This window comes from Daejeonella sp. (assembly GCF_044348475.1).
Taxonomy (GTDB): domain Bacteria; phylum Bacteroidota; class Bacteroidia; order Sphingobacteriales; family Sphingobacteriaceae; genus Daejeonella.
The window spans coordinates 26,705-41,770 of the sequence record NZ_JBIKSU010000001.1 but is presented as its reverse complement, the minus strand read 5'-3'; the positions used below and the strand labels follow the sequence as shown (position 1 = coordinate 41,770).

General features: G+C 35.6%; 17 protein-coding genes. 8 read left to right on the top strand and 9 right to left on the bottom strand.

All coding sequences use genetic code 11. From position 1 onward, the window contains the following. Positions 1-6: 6 nt before the first annotated feature. Both ACIQZ6_RS00190 and ACIQZ6_RS00185 read left to right on the top strand, forming a co-directional pair. Positions 7-1,368 carry an exonuclease domain-containing protein gene (locus ACIQZ6_RS00190; protein WP_395807000.1) on the top strand — a complete coding sequence of 454 codons (1,362 nt, stop codon included), beginning with the start codon at positions 7-9 and terminating at the stop codon, positions 1,366-1,368. 185 nt (positions 1,369-1,553) lie between these two features. Then, a complete protein-coding gene (locus ACIQZ6_RS00185) occupies positions 1,554-2,588 on the top strand; it encodes a glycosyltransferase family protein (RefSeq protein ID WP_395806998.1) in 1,035 nt (344 codons plus the stop codon). 54 nt (positions 2,589-2,642) lie between these two features. Here ACIQZ6_RS00185 and cysM read toward each other — a convergent pair whose 3' ends face one another. The 7 genes from cysM to trpS form a co-directional block, all read right to left on the bottom strand. Continuing rightward, positions 2,643-3,515 (bottom strand): cysteine synthase CysM, encoded by an 873-nt coding sequence (gene cysM, locus ACIQZ6_RS00180; protein ID WP_395806996.1) that lies wholly within the window; start codon positions 3,513-3,515, stop codon positions 2,643-2,645. After that, entirely contained in the window at positions 3,499-4,332 is an 834-nt protein-coding gene (locus tag ACIQZ6_RS00175; RefSeq protein WP_395806994.1) for a serine O-acetyltransferase, read from the bottom strand. The genes cysM and ACIQZ6_RS00175 overlap by 17 nt, the downstream gene beginning before the upstream one ends. A gap of 140 nt (positions 4,333-4,472) precedes the next feature. Continuing rightward, entirely contained in the window at positions 4,473-5,042 is a 570-nt protein-coding gene (locus ACIQZ6_RS00170; RefSeq protein ID WP_395806993.1) for a pentapeptide repeat-containing protein, read from the bottom strand. A gap of 31 nt (positions 5,043-5,073) precedes the next feature. Further along, complete coding sequence (locus tag ACIQZ6_RS00165) at positions 5,074-6,165, bottom strand: serine hydrolase domain-containing protein (RefSeq protein ID WP_395806991.1); 1,092 nt, start codon at positions 6,163-6,165, stop codon at positions 5,074-5,076. Between the two features lie 80 nt (positions 6,166-6,245). Then, positions 6,246-6,986 carry a 3-deoxy-manno-octulosonate cytidylyltransferase gene (gene kdsB, locus ACIQZ6_RS00160; RefSeq protein ID WP_395806989.1) on the bottom strand — a complete coding sequence of 247 codons (741 nt, stop codon included), beginning with the start codon at positions 6,984-6,986 and terminating at the stop codon, positions 6,246-6,248. A 24-nt stretch (positions 6,987-7,010) separates the two neighbouring features. Continuing rightward, positions 7,011-7,625 carry a deoxynucleoside kinase gene (locus ACIQZ6_RS00155; RefSeq protein WP_395806987.1) on the bottom strand — a complete coding sequence of 205 codons (615 nt, stop codon included), beginning with the start codon at positions 7,623-7,625 and terminating at the stop codon, positions 7,011-7,013. Between the two features lie 76 nt (positions 7,626-7,701). Further along, positions 7,702-8,697 (bottom strand): tryptophan--tRNA ligase, encoded by a 996-nt coding sequence (gene trpS / locus ACIQZ6_RS00150; protein ID WP_395806985.1) that lies wholly within the window; start codon positions 8,695-8,697, stop codon positions 7,702-7,704. 230 nt (positions 8,698-8,927) lie between these two features. Between trpS and ACIQZ6_RS00145 the strand changes: the two genes are divergently transcribed. The 5 genes from ACIQZ6_RS00145 (at position 8,928) to ACIQZ6_RS00125 (ending at position 11,760) form a co-directional block, all read left to right on the top strand. Then, positions 8,928-9,539 carry a lysophospholipid acyltransferase family protein gene (locus tag ACIQZ6_RS00145; protein ID WP_395806983.1) on the top strand — a complete coding sequence of 204 codons (612 nt, stop codon included), beginning with the start codon at positions 8,928-8,930 and terminating at the stop codon, positions 9,537-9,539. 48 nt (positions 9,540-9,587) lie between these two features. Beyond that, positions 9,588-9,881 (top strand): Asp-tRNA(Asn)/Glu-tRNA(Gln) amidotransferase subunit GatC, encoded by a 294-nt coding sequence (gene gatC / locus ACIQZ6_RS00140; protein WP_395806982.1) that lies wholly within the window; start codon positions 9,588-9,590, stop codon positions 9,879-9,881. A 52-nt stretch (positions 9,882-9,933) separates the two neighbouring features. Further along, entirely contained in the window at positions 9,934-10,695 is a 762-nt protein-coding gene (locus ACIQZ6_RS00135; protein WP_090697983.1) for an ABC transporter ATP-binding protein, read from the top strand. 212 nt (positions 10,696-10,907) lie between these two features. Further along, entirely contained in the window at positions 10,908-11,456 is a 549-nt protein-coding gene (locus tag ACIQZ6_RS00130; protein WP_395806980.1) for a cob(I)yrinic acid a,c-diamide adenosyltransferase, read from the top strand. A gap of 82 nt (positions 11,457-11,538) precedes the next feature. Beyond that, the gene (locus tag ACIQZ6_RS00125; RefSeq protein WP_002996718.1) at positions 11,539-11,760 is read left to right on the top strand and encodes a DUF2795 domain-containing protein; all 222 of its coding nucleotides are present in this window, start codon (positions 11,539-11,541) and stop codon (positions 11,758-11,760) included. 28 nt (positions 11,761-11,788) lie between these two features. Here ACIQZ6_RS00125 and ACIQZ6_RS00120 read toward each other — a convergent pair whose 3' ends face one another. Then, entirely contained in the window at positions 11,789-12,469 is a 681-nt protein-coding gene (locus ACIQZ6_RS00120; protein ID WP_395806978.1) for a 2-C-methyl-D-erythritol 4-phosphate cytidylyltransferase, read from the bottom strand. A 73-nt stretch (positions 12,470-12,542) separates the two neighbouring features. Next, on the bottom strand, positions 12,543-13,592 hold the full coding sequence (gene queA / locus ACIQZ6_RS00115; RefSeq protein WP_395806976.1) for a tRNA preQ1(34) S-adenosylmethionine ribosyltransferase-isomerase QueA: 1,050 nt from the start codon (positions 13,590-13,592) through the stop codon (positions 12,543-12,545). A gap of 150 nt (positions 13,593-13,742) precedes the next feature. On the opposite strand from queA, the gene ACIQZ6_RS00110 reads away from it, so the two are divergent. Then, positions 13,743-14,990, top strand: a complete 1,248-nt coding sequence (locus tag ACIQZ6_RS00110) for an ABC transporter permease (protein WP_395806974.1) — start codon at positions 13,743-13,745, stop codon at positions 14,988-14,990. Positions 14,991-15,066 lie beyond the last annotated feature (76 nt).

The window sequence follows — 15,066 nt, the reverse complement described above, 5'->3', positions numbered from 1 at the left end:
TAAAGGATGTACGCGATAGTCGATATTGAAACAACAGGTGGCCATGCTAGTGCAAATGGTATCACTGAAATCGCAATCTTAATTCATAACGGTAAAGAAGTCACAGAACAGTTTCGTACGCTTGTTAACCCCGGAATTCCAATACCTATTTATATCCAGTCACTTACTGGTATTAATGATGATATGGTTAGATCTGCACCCCGCTTTAATGAGGTTGCCCAACAGATATATGCGCTATTGCATGATAAGATATTTGTAGCTCATAATGTGAATTTTGATTTTTCATTCCTTCATTATCATCTTGCCGCGGCTGGTCTTCACTTACAAACTCGAAAGCTTTGCACCGTTCGGTTGAGTCGTAAGATCATTCCCGGACTTGCTTCATATAGCCTCGGACGCCTTTGTAAGGAAGTGGGAATAGAGGTTGTAGAAAGGCACAGGGCTATGGGAGATGCGCAAGCAACCTCAAAGCTTTTTTCAATGTTGCTTGAAAAAGATCATGAAGGTCATATCAATAGAACATTAAACCCAAGGTCAAAAGAGCAATCTTTACCGCCTCATTTGCCTAAAGAGGATATGGATAAACTTCCCTCAGTTTCAGGAATTTATTATTTCCACAATAGTAAATCGAAAGTAATCTATGTTGGAAAGGCCAGAAATATTAAAAAAAGAGTTTCCAGTCATTTTGCTAATAATAAACCTGGCAAGCAAAAACAAGAATTTTTAAGGGATATACACCATATCAGTTTCCAGGAATGTGGTACTGAATTAATGGCCTTTATTCTAGAAGCGATTGAGATTAAGCGATTATGGCCCGCTTATAACCGTTCACTGAAAAAATTTGAACATGCTTATGGTTTATATTCTTTTGATGATCAAAATGGATATTTACGCTTAGCAGTTGATAAAAGGAATAAATTTTCAAAACCATTTTACACCTTTAATAAAATTCTGGATGGCCACGCCATGATAAAAAATTTGATCGCTGAATTTAATCTTTGTCCTAAACTCTGTTTCGTTCAGCGAAATAATGAGCCTTGTATCTCAATTAATGAACAAGTTTGTAAAAAAGCATGCGAACAAATTGAGAGCCCTGCCAGTTATAATGAACGTGTAATCAATGCTCTTTCTAAACTAAAGTCTGCGTTGCCTAGTTTTATGGTTATAGATGAGGGTAGAAACCTTTCTGAAAAAAGTTGCATTCTAATTGAAGAGGGCCAGTTTTATGGTATGGGATATATTTCAACAGATCTCAAAGACGAAGATATGGTGGATCTTAAAAAATATCTGACACCTTATGCATCCAATGATTATATACGGAATATGGTTTTTAATTATTCAATTCGATATCCTCTTAAAGTCAGGTAAAATTGTATAAATTAAAGTACTTTCAAATTGGTCACTATAATTTGATTATTGGGTGTATTCTATATTGATGCATATTTTCACATTAACATAAGATTTGCCTTAGCCAATATGATTATTTAATTTATCCATTTTGCAATCTTGTTTCATAGATTTTTAGCAATTTAGCATCATCGTAATTATTTTTAATGAAGATACTTTATGCCATTCAAGGCACCGGAAATGGGCATTTGAGCCGTGCTATGGATATTATTCCTTGTCTTCAGCAGCATGGAAAGGTTGATATTCTGGTGAGTGGTACTCAAGGAGACCTTAGCATTCCATTTCCAATAAAATACAAATTCCGAGGGCTAAGTTTTATTTTTGGTAAATCTGGAGGTGTTGACCTTTGGAAAACCTGTATAAAATCAAATGTTCGTAAGCTTGTAAATGAGATTAAATCATTACCGGTTGAAAATTATGATCTGGTAATCAATGATTTTGAGCCAGTTTCTGCTTGGGCATGCTATATGAAAAACATTCCCTGCATTGGCCTTAGCCATCAAGCCACTGTATTGGCTGAAGGTGCACCAAAGACTGAGCATCATGATATGATTGGAAAGCTCATTCTGAATAATTATGCACCTAATACATCTCATTATGGGTTTCATTTCCAATCGTATGAACATAATATCTTTACTCCTGTAATCAGAAAGCAAGTCAGAGATCAGTTTATTGAAAACAAAGGACACTACACAGTTTATCTTCCTTCATACGATGATAAGAGGTTAATTGCAAAACTTAGCCAGTTTAAAAATATTTCATGGGACGTGTTTTCAAAGCACAACAAAAAACAATTCAGGAGTATGAATGTTACTGTACAGCCCATTCACAATGAAAAATTTATCAAGAGTATGGCTCAGGCTGAAGGTGTATTGTGTGGGGCTGGTTTTGAAACACCTGCTGAAGCCTTATTTATGAAAAAGAAGCTTTTGGTTATTCCAATGAAAAATCAATATGAGCAGCAATTAAATGCTGCAGCTTTAAAGCAGATGGGAGTACCTGTCATTAAAAATTTAAATGAAAAATTTGATATGGTCATTCGAACCTGGATTAACTCAACAAGGATCGTGGAAGTAAATTATCCCGATATGACCAGTGCAATTATTGACCAAATTATTCAAAAGCATGGTTCATCATCCCAAAGAATAGAAAACCTAAAATTTGGAATTATACATTCTTAATTCAGTTCTTGAAATTTAAATCATTCAGGAAAAAAACACTAATTTTTTAGGAGATTATCCAAATAGATTACTGCTTAAGTACCGGTCGCCACGGTCGCATGCAATAAAAACAATTACACCTTTTTCTAGTTCAGAAGCAAGCCTGAAAGCTGCAGATGCCCCACCTCCGCTACTCATTCCTGCAAAAATTCCTTCCGTTTTGGCAAGTTTACGACTCATTTCTGTAGCTTCTAATTCAGATATATCCATTATTCGGTCTACGCGGCTTGGTTCAAATATTTTGGGCAAGTACGCTTCAGGCCATCTGCGAATTCCGGGGATAGATGAATCTTCAGTTGGCTGACAGCCAATGATCTGAATATTGGGATTTTTTTCTTTTAAAAAACGAGAGCATCCCATTATCGTTCCGGTTGTACCCATAGAACTCACAAAATGTGTTATTTTTTGTTCGGTATCTCTCCACATTTCTGGGCCGGTAGTTTTGTAATGTGCCAAAAAATTATCAGGATTGGCAAATTGATTGAGTTGAAAACTTTTGCCACTGGCTGCTTTTTCTTCAGCATAGTCGCGACAAAGCTCAATTCCATCCAATAAAGTAACCTTTGCACCAAAGGCTTCCATGGTAAGTGTTCGTTCTCTTGTAGAATTTGAAGGCATAACAAGTTCAATTTCAATGCCGAATACACTTGCTATCATTGCTAATGCTATACCGGTATTTCCACTTGTAGCTTCTATGAGTTTGGTTTTTTTATTGATTTCTCCGCGCTCAAGAGCACTTCTGATCATGTTTAATGCCGCTCTGTCTTTTACACTACCACCTGGATTGTTCCCTTCTAGCTTTGCATAGATCTTTACTTTTGGATTAGGATTTAATCTTGTTATCTCTACCAGAGGTGTATTTCCTACCAGATCAATGATGCCTGCCATTATTTTTTAATATTTCATGATCACTTGATATTTTCACTTCAGCTGTATTATAAACATAAGAACCTGCTGGGATACTTTTTGTAATCCACACATTGCCTCCAATTGTGGAGTCGTTTCCAATGAAGGTTTCACCACCAAGTATTGTAGCGCCAGAATACACAACTACTCGATCGCCAATTGTTGGGTGCCTCTTCGTGTTAGCCATGCTCTTATGAACGCTTAAAGCACCCAATGTTACTCCCTGATACATTTTTACATGTTTCCCTATCTTGCAAGTCTCACCTATAACAATTCCTGTACCATGGTCTATGTGAAAAAACTCATCGATTTCTGCTGCAGGATGTATGTCGATTCCAGTTTTTGAATGAGCATATTCTGTAAAAATTCGTGGTAATAGTGGTACACCCAATAGGTATAATGAATGAGCAAGCCTGTAAAACGAGATTGCATAGAACCCTGGATATGCTCTAATAACCTCAAATTCGGTTTTTGCTGCAGGATCACCATCAAAAATGGCTTTTATGTCGGTATTTAAAAGTCGATATATTTCAGGTATTTGCTCAAAAAAATCTTTGGCTAATTGGGCATTGTTACAGTCAATGCAAGCTTTGGTGGCTTCCATTATCTTACAAAGTTCGATTTCAAGTTTATTGAATTCTTTTTTTAGTTCCTCTAAATTAGTTAAGCTGCGTTTGGATTGTTCAGGAAAAAGTAATCTGATCAGTTCTAGCGCCCATCTAGATATTTCATCGTTTGATGGTACTGCATCTGCATCTTGTTGCTTTTTTAAAATATGCCTGAAAAATTCTTCGTTCATTTTTTTATACTAAAAACTTTATAAGTTGTTAAGAATGCAAGTTTAACGAAAAGAATGTTTTCGCTTGGTAAAAACATCTGCATATAATTTTATTTGCAGCCAAGATATTTCAATATCACATACTTATCTCAGATTTCAATCTAGTTTTCTATATCAATATTGTATTTGTTTAATAGTCCCGGAATGCCCTGGATTGAAAATTTGGCCATCTTAATACGGTTGAGTTCCGGATCAATAGAATAGTTGAAAGCGGTACGAAAATCAACCTTTTCTATGTTCGTATTATTAAATACGGCATTGTTCAAATCGCAACTTTCAAAGATGGAACCGGTAAGCTCGCATTCGGTAAAATCAACTTCTATTAACTGGCAATTATTGAACGTAGTTTTTTTGATTATTGTTTTGTAAAATGATGAGTGATTCAGCTGGCAATTTTCAAATGTAAATGCAAGGCCAAATTCATTACAATTTTCAAAATGAAGCCCTAGCATTTTACATTCATTGAATTTTATGTCTCTAAATGCAGTTTTTGTTAAAACAGCAAGACTTAGATTAGAGCCAATAAATTCGCAATCAATAAATTTTATCTCCGATAGATTTGTATTTGAAAAATCGCATTGTCTGAATATGCAATTTTCATATTCTCCTATTTCCAGAGCCTCTTCCTGAAATTTTATTTTATCAAATAGTTTATCTTCAGTATAATTCATCCCCAATTCATTTGATCATGTTGAACAGCTATTATCGTGTTAATTGATGTAAGCTAAATACTTCAGAAGGACTATTGATACCTTCAGTTTTTAAAACATCTAGGATTTTTTTAAAGGTTTCCGAATTACCTGCAATATTTGAGAAATACACAATAGAAGTTTTTTGTCCTGGAATATTAACCGAATAAGTACTGAAGCCACAGGTACTTCCCGAATGGAATAATGCTGGGTTGCCTTTATCGAAATAGAACCACCCAGGACCATAAAAGCTACCAGTAACTTCTTTTATTGAAAAATTCAGTCGTTTAAATGCCGATGGTAAATCTAATAAAGTTCCCTTCCATAAAGCATGAGTCCATTTTTTATAATCATCTAATGAAGTGTAAACTCCACCATCGCCTTTAATTGCACTTGTTGAACTTTGATCATTTGCATAAAGTTTCAAGTTCTTATCTCTTGCAAATCCAAAGGAGCGATTAGGAATAGAAGTTGTAGCTTCATAAACCAGCGATTTCTTCATTTTTAGCCGATTGAATATCCTTTCCTTCATGAATTCGGGAAAGGTTTGTCCTGAAACACGTTCAACGATTAATGCTAATAGGGCATAAGCAGAATTGCTATACCTGAACTCAGTGCCCGGATTTGAATATGTTTTATTCTGGGTACTTAAAATATTCAAGACATCAAGATCTAGCAATGGAGTGGTAATGGTAGGATCCATTACTTCCTCATAATCAATTATTCCTGATGTATGGGTAATTAAATGGCGTACCAACACCTTATCGCCAATACTTGGGGGTAATTCTGGTAAAAAATGCGAAATAGGGTCATCAAATGAAATCTTCTGTTCTAATTCAAGCAGCAGGATACACATGGCTGTAAATTGTTTTGAAACAGAAGCAAGTCTAAAATTTGTGTTTGGTTTAATTTTATTTAAACTTCCAACATCGGCCATTCCAAAGCCTTTATTGTACATGGTCTCTCCATTTGTTTCAACATAAAGTGCAATTCCTGGTTCGCCTTGCAAAATACTACTATGGATAACTGAATCAAGCCGTTTATCTAGCTGCGCACTGGCAGTATGTGAAATTATTAAACTTAAAATGATGAGAATATATTTCATGCTAAATTAAAAATGATAAGCCGTATAGTTAAAATAGTGGATCTGTTGTTCCAATTTATGCATTTGAAACCAGCATAAAATTAGGTTTTTAGGAGTTTTAATAACTTAATCAAGTCATCTGGTGTGTCAATTGCTTGACTTTCTTTCGTTGTAATTGCAGCCTGAATAGCGTATCCATGCTCAATCCAACGCAGTTGTTCTAGCCCTTCTGCTATTTCTAGATTAGACACGGGTAATTTGGTGATTTCTGAAAGTGTTTGCCTTTTGAAGGCATAAATGCCTATGTGTTTATAAAAAGCATGTTCAATCAGATAATTATCTATTTTTTTACCTCTTAGGTATGGTATTGTGGCACGGCTAAAATAAATTGCCTGCTGATTTTTATTAAGAATTACCTTGGGTGTGTTTGGATTAACTAGTTCCTCTTTGGTATCAATTAATTTAACTAGTGTTGCAATTTGGGTATTTAAATCATCATAGCAGGAGCAGAGCAGGTCAATCTGTTGTGGATCGATCATTGGTTCGTCTCCCTGAATATTGACCAGGATATCAAATTCCGGAAATTGTTCGGCAACTTCTCCACAGCGATCAGTTCCACTGGCATGTTTTGATGAAGTCATTATCCCTTGGCCTCCAAAGGTTTTTATATGATTCAAAATTCGTTGATCATCTGTGGCTACAATTACCTTGTCTAGTTGAGAAGACTTTTGGCATTGTTCATAAACCCTTTGAATCATACTTTTTCCGGCAATATCTATGAGGGGTTTACCGGGAAACCGACTGGATTCAAAACGAGCGGGGATAATTCCGAGGATCTTCATCGGCTCTTGATTTATCGAAATTGGCTAAAATAAACCATGGATCTCGCGTTCAATACTATTGATTACAAATCCAAGGTCTTCAGGTTTGTTGGCAAAGTCAAGTTTATCTTTATCAAGCACCAAAAGTTTACCTTTTGTGTAAGAGTCAATCCATTTTTTATATTTATCATTCAGCTTAGAAAGATAATCAAGACGAATTCCTGCCTCGTATTCTCTACCACGTCTCTGTATATTGTTAACCAGAGTTGGAACTGATGCTTTCAGATAAATTAACAAATCTGGCGGCTTAATAAAAGAAGTAATATTCTCGAAAATTGAACGATAGTTTTCGTAATCTCGGGTAGTCATTAAACCCATATCATGAAGGTTTTCAGCAAAAATATAAGCATCTTCATAAATCGTCCTATCCTGTATGATATTCCTTTCGGTGTTCTGTAATTCAAGAATTTGCTGAAAACGACTGTTCAGGAAATAAATCTGTAAGTTAAAGCTCCATCTTTTCATATCGCTATAAAAATCTTCCAGATAAGGGTTATTGTCAACGGCTTCAAACTGAGCTTCATAATTCAGATGCTTTGCAAGCAATTCTGTCAGGGTAGTTTTACCAGCCCCAATATTTCCAACTATAGCAATATGCATGATGTTTATTGTAAGTGCTTAGCGACGACCGCTAATTGTGTTTGAAAATACAAATAGTTTTTTTAATGAAGGGAATTTAAAAAGTTTTAAAGCCAATTATTTCCCTTACTTCCCTAATTGTTTTTGATGCGCTTTCTCGTGCTTTAATAGCGCCAAAACGAGCAACCTCTCGTAAATAAGTTTCATCTTTTGCTATCTCATTTATCCGCTCACGAATTGGAGCTGTAGCAATAATCATGTCGTCAGCTAGTTGCTTTTTAAAGTCGCCATATCTAATCCCACAATTGGCGTAAAGCTGTTCAAAATGATTGTATGTATTTGGTGATGAAACAATGCTCATGAGGTCAAATAGATTCTGAATGGATTCAGCTTTTGGCTGATTTTCTTCTGTAGGGCCACCATCGCTTACAGCCCTCATTACCTTTTTTCTGATTACTTCAGGTTCATCTGATAAATAAATAGCATTGCCCTCACCTTCCGATTTACCCATTTTGCCCTTGCCGTCAAGTCCGGGAACTTTTACTAATTTATCGGTAAAATTAAATGCAAATGGTTCAGGGAAGTAGTCTTTATTATAGAGCCTATTGAATCTGTTGCCAAAGGTTCTTGACATTTCTAGATGTTGTTCCTGATCTTTTCCTACGGGTACTTTTGTAGCTTTATGAATTAGAATATCAGCGGCCATTAAAACAGGGTAGGTTAATAATCCTGCATTTACATTGTCTGGATGTGCACGTACTTTATCTTTGAATGAAGTACTTCTTTCAAGTTCACCTAGGTAGGCATTCATGTTCAGATATAAGTATAATTCTGCTATTTCTGGAACATCTGATTGCACATAAATTGTTGCTTTTTCAGGGTCAATCCCAGCAGCTAGATACTCAATCAATACTTGCTTTACATTGCCATGAAGATCGGAGGGAGTAGGGTGAGTGGTTAAAGAATGATAGTCTGCAATAAAAAAATAGCAGTTGAATTCATTCTGCATCTGTACAAAGTTTTTTACAGCGCCATAAAAATTTCCTAAATGCAGTTTACCGGTACTGCGGATACCACTAACAACAGTTTCCATAAGCCGTAAAAATAAGAATTTTTTCTGTAACTGAGGCTTAAAGGGTTTCAAATGCCCCTCTTTTATTATAAAGCTCCATAGATTTTTGTATTTTTGAATCAATGAAAAGACTTTTTAAAAGCGTACATCTTTACTATTTTCAAGTTTGGCTCGCTCTAGTTTTTACGAGTCTATATCCAATTATTTTTTATTTTTCGCGAAGCCCTGTGAAGTTTCATGGGATGAACCAAATGCGATGGATATTCAGTTATGTAAGTTCGGTTTTATCAGGTTTTTTATTTCGCTTCAGCTATGAACAAAAAATTGATTGGTCGAAAAGGTATATTATCTGTGCAAATCATACCTCAAACCTCGATATAACTGCTATTATATTACTGGCAAAACGGAATTATGTATTTATTGGCAAGGATGAACTTCTTGATAATTTTATAACCGGCATTTACTTCCGCACTATTGATATCCCGTTGAACAGAGAGAGTAAAATGTCGGCTTTCAGAGCTTTTAAAAAAGCCGAAGAAAGTTTAAAAGAGGGTAAGAATGTGGTGATCTTTCCGGAAGGAATGATCAGCGAAAATTACCCTCCGGTTTTACAGCCATTTAAAAATGGACCTTTTAAACTTGCCATTGAACAGGGAGTACATATTTTACCGGTAACTATTTGTAATAACTGGAATTTAATGTGGGATGATGGAAAGCGATATGGAACTAATCCTGGAATTTGCGATATTTGGGTTCACGCTCCAATAGATACATCATGTTTAACGTTAACCGATGCTGAAGATTTAAAAGCTAAAGTTTATGGAGTTATATCTACTCAGCTTAATGCCCACCAAAACAAGTAGCAATTTTGATTTTAGAGCAGTTAATGCCTATTTAAATATAAATTATTAATGAAATTAAGTCCAGAAACGATCGATAAAATTGCCCATTTGGCTAGGTTAGAGGTGCAAGAAGTTGAAAAACAGGGTCTTTTAGATGACATGAATAAAATTCTTACTTTCATGGACAAATTAAATGAGGTGGATACCAGTGGAGTTGAACCGCTGATTTATATGAATGATGAGATCAATGTTTTGCGTGAAGATGAAATAAATCAGGAGATTAGCAGAGCTATGGCCTTGAAAAATGCGCCTAAAGAAGACGGAAAGTTCTTTAGGGTTGCCAAAGTAATTAATAAGCCCTAATTTATCTGACACTGTAACAATGCACCTATTCCGATAGTCTAAAAACAAAAACATGGCTCAAGATCCTCTTATCACTTTAACAGACATCGGTAGGAAATATGTAATTGGGGCTGAAACTATTCATGCCTTGAAATCTGTTTCCTTAACTATAAATAAGGGTGAATTTGTAGCCCTTATGGGTCCGTCGGGCTCAGGTAAATCAACTCTAATGAATATTCTTGGTTGTTTAGATACACCAACTAAAGGAATTTATATCTTAAATGGAAACCAGGTTAGTGAAATGACCGATAGTGAACTTGCTGAAATCAGAAACAAGGAAATTGGTTTTGTGTTTCAGACATTTAATTTATTACCCCGCTCATCATCACTTGAAAATGTAGCACTACCATTGGTTTACGCCGGAATTGGAAGAAGAGAACGAGATGATAGGGCTCAAAAAACTCTTGAAAGTGTTGGGCTTGGAAACAGAGTTCACCATAAGCCAAATGAATTATCCGGAGGGCAGCGTCAGCGTGTTGCTGTAGCAAGAGCACTAGTTAATAATCCTTCTATCATTCTAGCAGATGAACCTACTGGAAATCTTGATACGAAGACTTCTGTTGAGATTATGGGATTATTGGAAGAAATCCATTCCAAAGGCAATACTATTATTCTGGTTACGCATGAAGAAGATATTGCACAGCATGCGCATAGGATCGTTAGAATGCGTGATGGGCTGATTGAAAATGATTATTTGAATGAGAATGTGAAGACTGTTTCTCCCAGACTTGCCGATATGAAATCTAAGGATTCAGATTTCGAGAAAATTCAATAAGTAAAAATCTAGCTATTTTCTTAAGCATTAATTTGACTTCAAACCAATGATTTGATCTTTTGCTAAATATTCATTGTAATTATGTTTTATGAATGTCAAAATAATGGGTTTAACCTGTTAACATTCATTACATTCTGCTGAATAATTCTTAATATCGCCCAAAGTTTAAATCAGGATTTATTGATTGCCTTACTTAACACGAATAGAAGCAAATGAAAATTTATACCAAAACTGGAGATGAGGGTTTAACCTCCCTGATAGGTGGAACGCGGGTGCCAAAATATGATCTTCGGATTGAAAGTTATGGGACAGTTGATGAGCTCAATTCCTATATTGGTATGATTCGCGACCACGATATTCATACCGATCAAAAAGACACCTTGAAGGAAATACAGGACAGATTGTTTACTATTGGCGCAGCCTTAGCTTCAGATCCTGAGAAATCTAAAATGAAAATTCCGGATCTTCACTTTTCGGATATTACCTTTCTAGAAAATCAGATCGATGAAATGAATGTAGTGCTTCCTGAGCTAAAACATTTTATTTTGCCAGGCGGAAGTCCGGTGGTTTCATTTTGCCATGTTTCTAGGTGTGTTTGTAGAAGGGCAGAGCGAATTATCGTTCATTTGAAGCAAGAAAGTTTTGTGGATGAAAAGGTAATTGTTTACCTGAATAGGCTTAGCGATTATCTTTTTGTGCTGGCAAGAAAATTGTGTCACGATAGTAATATGCCTGAAAATCAGTGGTTTCCACGAGTTTAATTTTTTTAATAAAAATAATTGATATTCTTATTTAAATTATTATATTTTTGCAAAAAATAGTATAAACCAAATTCTAAGAAATATGTATTGGACATTAGAATTAGCGTCACACCTAGAAGACGCTCCATGGCCGGCAACAAAAGATGAACTAATTGATTATGCAATTCGTTCAGGTGCACCAGTGGAAGTTATAGAAAACCTGCAAGCATTGGAAGATGATGGCGAGCCATATGAAAATATAGAAGAAATATGGCCGGATTATCCTACCAAGGATGATTTCTTTTTTAACGAAGACGAATATTAAACAAAAACCCTGCTTAGGCAGGGTTTTTTTATGCTTTGTTTTTTGTTTGACTCAGATAGAATTCAGCAAGATTTAGGTCTTCAGCAAAAGTGATTTTTAGATTTTTACTTTCGCCTTCTATCAAATTTAAAGTAATGCCTGTGCGTTCTACAACTGATGCATCATCAGTAAATTCATTGTTGTATTCTTGCTTATAGGCATTATTTAAAAGCTCAAATTGAAAAGTTTGAGGAGTTTGAATCAGATAAATTTCATCTCTGTTTAATGGTAGGCTTGAATTGCCTTTTTGTTGTCTGACTGAATCTTTAGACTTAATAGCCACTACTGCATTGCCTAATTGTTCAGCTTCTTTGAAAGAACGACAGATCAGTTCGTTGCTGGCTAGTGGCCTGACTGCATCATGAATTGCAATAATAGAGTCTTCACTTATTGCCTTAATTCCATTTTTAACTGAGTGGAATCGTTGTAGCCCGCCTTTTATAAGGGTATGTGGAATTGAAAAATTATATTTTTCGCAAAGCTGTTCCCAATAAGTGATGAAATCTACGTTTAATACTACAATGATCTCTGGCTTAAAATCTGAGTAAAAGAATGCTTCAATAGTATGCATAAGAATAGGTTTACCATTCAATAGCATAAATTGTTTAGGTATATCAGATTGCATCCTGTTTCCGGAGCCACCACCTACTATGATCGCGTAGTATTTCAAAACTAAAATATCAGATATTTTATGTTCCAGGTTGCTGTTGGGTATAGAATAAAACCCATTATACCCGAAATAATTAGATGATTAGCATTGCATCTCCATAACTGTAAAAGCGATATTTTTCTTTTACAGCAACCTCGTATGCTTTCATAACATTTTCATAACCTCCAAATGCTGCTACCATCATCAAAAGTGTTGATTCAGGCGTATGAAAGTTAGTGATCATGCAATTGGCAATACTGAAATCATATGGAGGAAAGATGAACTTGCTGGTCCAGTCATTTGCAGCTTTTAATTCCTTTCCTGCAGAAACGGCAGATTCAATTGATCTCATAGAAGTTGTTCCTACTGCACAAACTCTGCGTTTTTCAAGAATGGCCTTATTAACGATGTCTGCATCTTTTTGCTCAATGATATATTGCTCTGAATCCATTTTATGCTTGGTAAGGTCTTCAACCTCAACAGATCTGAATGTACCTAAACCCACATGTAATGTAATTTCTGCAAAATCAACACCCTTTAATTCAAGGCGTTTCATAAGCTCCCTGCTAAAGTGTAAACCAGCGGTTGGAGCTGCTACAGCCCCTTCATTTTTAGCAAAGATTGTTTGGTATCTCTCCTTATCTTCAGCAGTTGCTTTGCGTTTTATGTATTTTGGTAGCGGGGTTTCACCTAGAATCTCAATATTTCTACGGAATTCTTCATTCGTGCCATCGAAAAGGAAGCGAATTGTTCTTCCACGTGAAGTAGTGTTGTCAACAACCTCAGCAACTAACAGATCATCATCGCCAAAGTAAAGCTTATTTCCAACTCTAATCTTACGTGCAGGGTCAACTAAAACATCCCAAAGACGAAGTTCACGATTTAATTCACGAAGCAAAAACACTTCAATGGTTGCACCTGTTTTTTCCTTATTGCCGTAAAGCCGAGCTGGAAAAACTTTGGTATTATTCAAAATCATCACATCTTTTTCTTCAAAATACCCTAAAACATCTTTGAATATTTTATGCTCAATAGCTCCGGTTTTCTTATCCAAAACCATTAATCGGGCTTCATCGCGATTTTCAACTGGGTTATGGGCTATTAAAGATTCAGGTAAATCAAATTTAAACTGAGATAATTTCATAATTATTTATAGTGGATTTCAGGGCGCAAATTTAACAAAATAAAACTATAAATGTTTATTCTTAAGGATAGAAATTTAAGAATGCTATATTTAAATAATATTCATCTCATGACCTGTAACGTAATCTATTAAATTTGGTCTAAACCGTATATGATATTTCTCAAACTTTTAAAAGAGAGTTTTTTGTTTGCTTTTGGAGCCCTTAGGCAAAATAAACTTAGAACAATATTGTCTTTGTTAGGGATAACAATCGGTATAATGACCATTGTTGGAGTTTTTTCGGCAGTAGATACCCTTCGTAATAACATTCAAAGCAGTGTTGAAAAATTGGGTAGTAATACCATATATATTCAAAAGTGGCCATGGGTAGGTGGTCCAGATTTTCCATGGTGGAAATACATCAGTAGGCCTCAACCCTCATTACGTGATTACGGAAAGCTCACAGAGCGACTTCAAACTGCTGAGGGCATATCATTTGAGATTGGTATCGGAAATCGTACCATCAAGTACAAAAATAATAGTATTGAAGGAGCAGAAATAAAAGCGGCCTGTCATGATTATTATAAAGTTTGGAAATTCGACTTTCAATCTGGACGCTATTTTACAGATAGTGAATCAAAAGGCGGTAGGCCTATTGCAATAATTGGTTATTCAATTGCCGATGGCTTGTTCCCTAATGAAGATCCTATTGGTAAAGTTATTACCGTTCTAGGAAGAAGAGTAACTATTATTGGGGTATTTACTGAAGAAGGTGAAGATATGCTTGGCGTTTCTGCTGATAAAACCGTTTTGATACCCCTTAATTTTGCAAAGGGTGTAATTAAGGTTGAAGATGAACGCTATGGGCCTCAAATTACAATTAAGGGAAGAGAGAATATTTCGGTAAATGAACTTGAGAGTGAACTGAAAGGAACAATGCGTTCAATTCATCGTTTGGGCCCGCAAGATGACGATGATTTTTCCTTGAACAAAACTACTGTGCTGACAGCGCAATTAGATCAGCTATTTGGCATTATCGATATTGCAGGTGCGATTATTGGAGGTTTTTCAATTTTGGTTGGCGGTTTCGGTATAGCTAATATTATGTTTGTTTCTGTAAAAGAACGTACCAATATCATCGGAATTCAAAAGTCTTTGGGAGCTAAAAATTATTTCATTATGCTTCAATTTTTAATTGAATCAGTTCTACTTTGTTTAATGGGTGGATTTATTGGTCTGCTCATCGTGTTTGCATTAGCATTTATTTCTAAAACATTTTTTGATCTCACAATTGTGGTAGACTTAAGCAAAGTGGTTCTTACTGTAGTTCTATCTACCGCTATTGGTCTTATTTCAGGTTTTATTCCAGCATTTAATGCTTCTAGATTAGATCCTGTTGAAGCGATTAGGAGTAAGTAGGTTGTCGGTTATCTGTTGTCTGTTATCAGTTAGCTGTTGTCTGAGGTAGGAGGTAGGAGGTCTGAAAAAAGCAGAA

What these genes read in the sequence shown, in the direction of transcription:
- ACIQZ6_RS00190 (WP_395807000.1), top strand. Translation starts at nt 7, where the DNA reads ATGTACGCGATAGTCGATATTGAAACAACAGGTGGCCATGCTAGTGCA.
- ACIQZ6_RS00185 (WP_395806998.1), top strand. Translation starts at nt 1,554, where the DNA reads ATGAAGATACTTTATGCCATTCAAGGCACCGGAAATGGGCATTTGAGC.
- cysM (WP_395806996.1), bottom strand. Translation starts at nt 3,515, where the DNA reads ATGGCAGGCATCATTGATCTGGTAGGAAATACACCTCTGGTAGAGATA.
- ACIQZ6_RS00175 (WP_395806994.1), bottom strand. Translation starts at nt 4,332, where the DNA reads ATGAACGAAGAATTTTTCAGGCATATTTTAAAAAAGCAACAAGATGCA.
- ACIQZ6_RS00170 (WP_395806993.1), bottom strand. Translation starts at nt 5,042, where the DNA reads ATGAATTATACTGAAGATAAACTATTTGATAAAATAAAATTTCAGGAA.
- ACIQZ6_RS00165 (WP_395806991.1), bottom strand. Translation starts at nt 6,165, where the DNA reads ATGAAATATATTCTCATCATTTTAAGTTTAATAATTTCACATACTGCC.
- kdsB (WP_395806989.1), bottom strand. Translation starts at nt 6,986, where the DNA reads ATGAAGATCCTCGGAATTATCCCCGCTCGTTTTGAATCCAGTCGGTTT.
- ACIQZ6_RS00155 (WP_395806987.1), bottom strand. Translation starts at nt 7,625, where the DNA reads ATGCATATTGCTATAGTTGGAAATATTGGGGCTGGTAAAACTACCCTG.
- trpS (WP_395806985.1), bottom strand. Translation starts at nt 8,697, where the DNA reads ATGGAAACTGTTGTTAGTGGTATCCGCAGTACCGGTAAACTGCATTTA.
- ACIQZ6_RS00145 (WP_395806983.1), top strand. Translation starts at nt 8,928, where the DNA reads ATGCGATGGATATTCAGTTATGTAAGTTCGGTTTTATCAGGTTTTTTA.
- gatC (WP_395806982.1), top strand. Translation starts at nt 9,588, where the DNA reads ATGAAATTAAGTCCAGAAACGATCGATAAAATTGCCCATTTGGCTAGG.
- ACIQZ6_RS00135 (WP_090697983.1), top strand. Translation starts at nt 9,934, where the DNA reads ATGGCTCAAGATCCTCTTATCACTTTAACAGACATCGGTAGGAAATAT.
- ACIQZ6_RS00130 (WP_395806980.1), top strand. Translation starts at nt 10,908, where the DNA reads ATGAAAATTTATACCAAAACTGGAGATGAGGGTTTAACCTCCCTGATA.
- ACIQZ6_RS00125 (WP_002996718.1), top strand. Translation starts at nt 11,539, where the DNA reads ATGTATTGGACATTAGAATTAGCGTCACACCTAGAAGACGCTCCATGG.
- queA (WP_395806976.1), bottom strand. Translation starts at nt 13,592, where the DNA reads ATGAAATTATCTCAGTTTAAATTTGATTTACCTGAATCTTTAATAGCC.
- ACIQZ6_RS00110 (WP_395806974.1), top strand. Translation starts at nt 13,743, where the DNA reads ATGATATTTCTCAAACTTTTAAAAGAGAGTTTTTTGTTTGCTTTTGGA.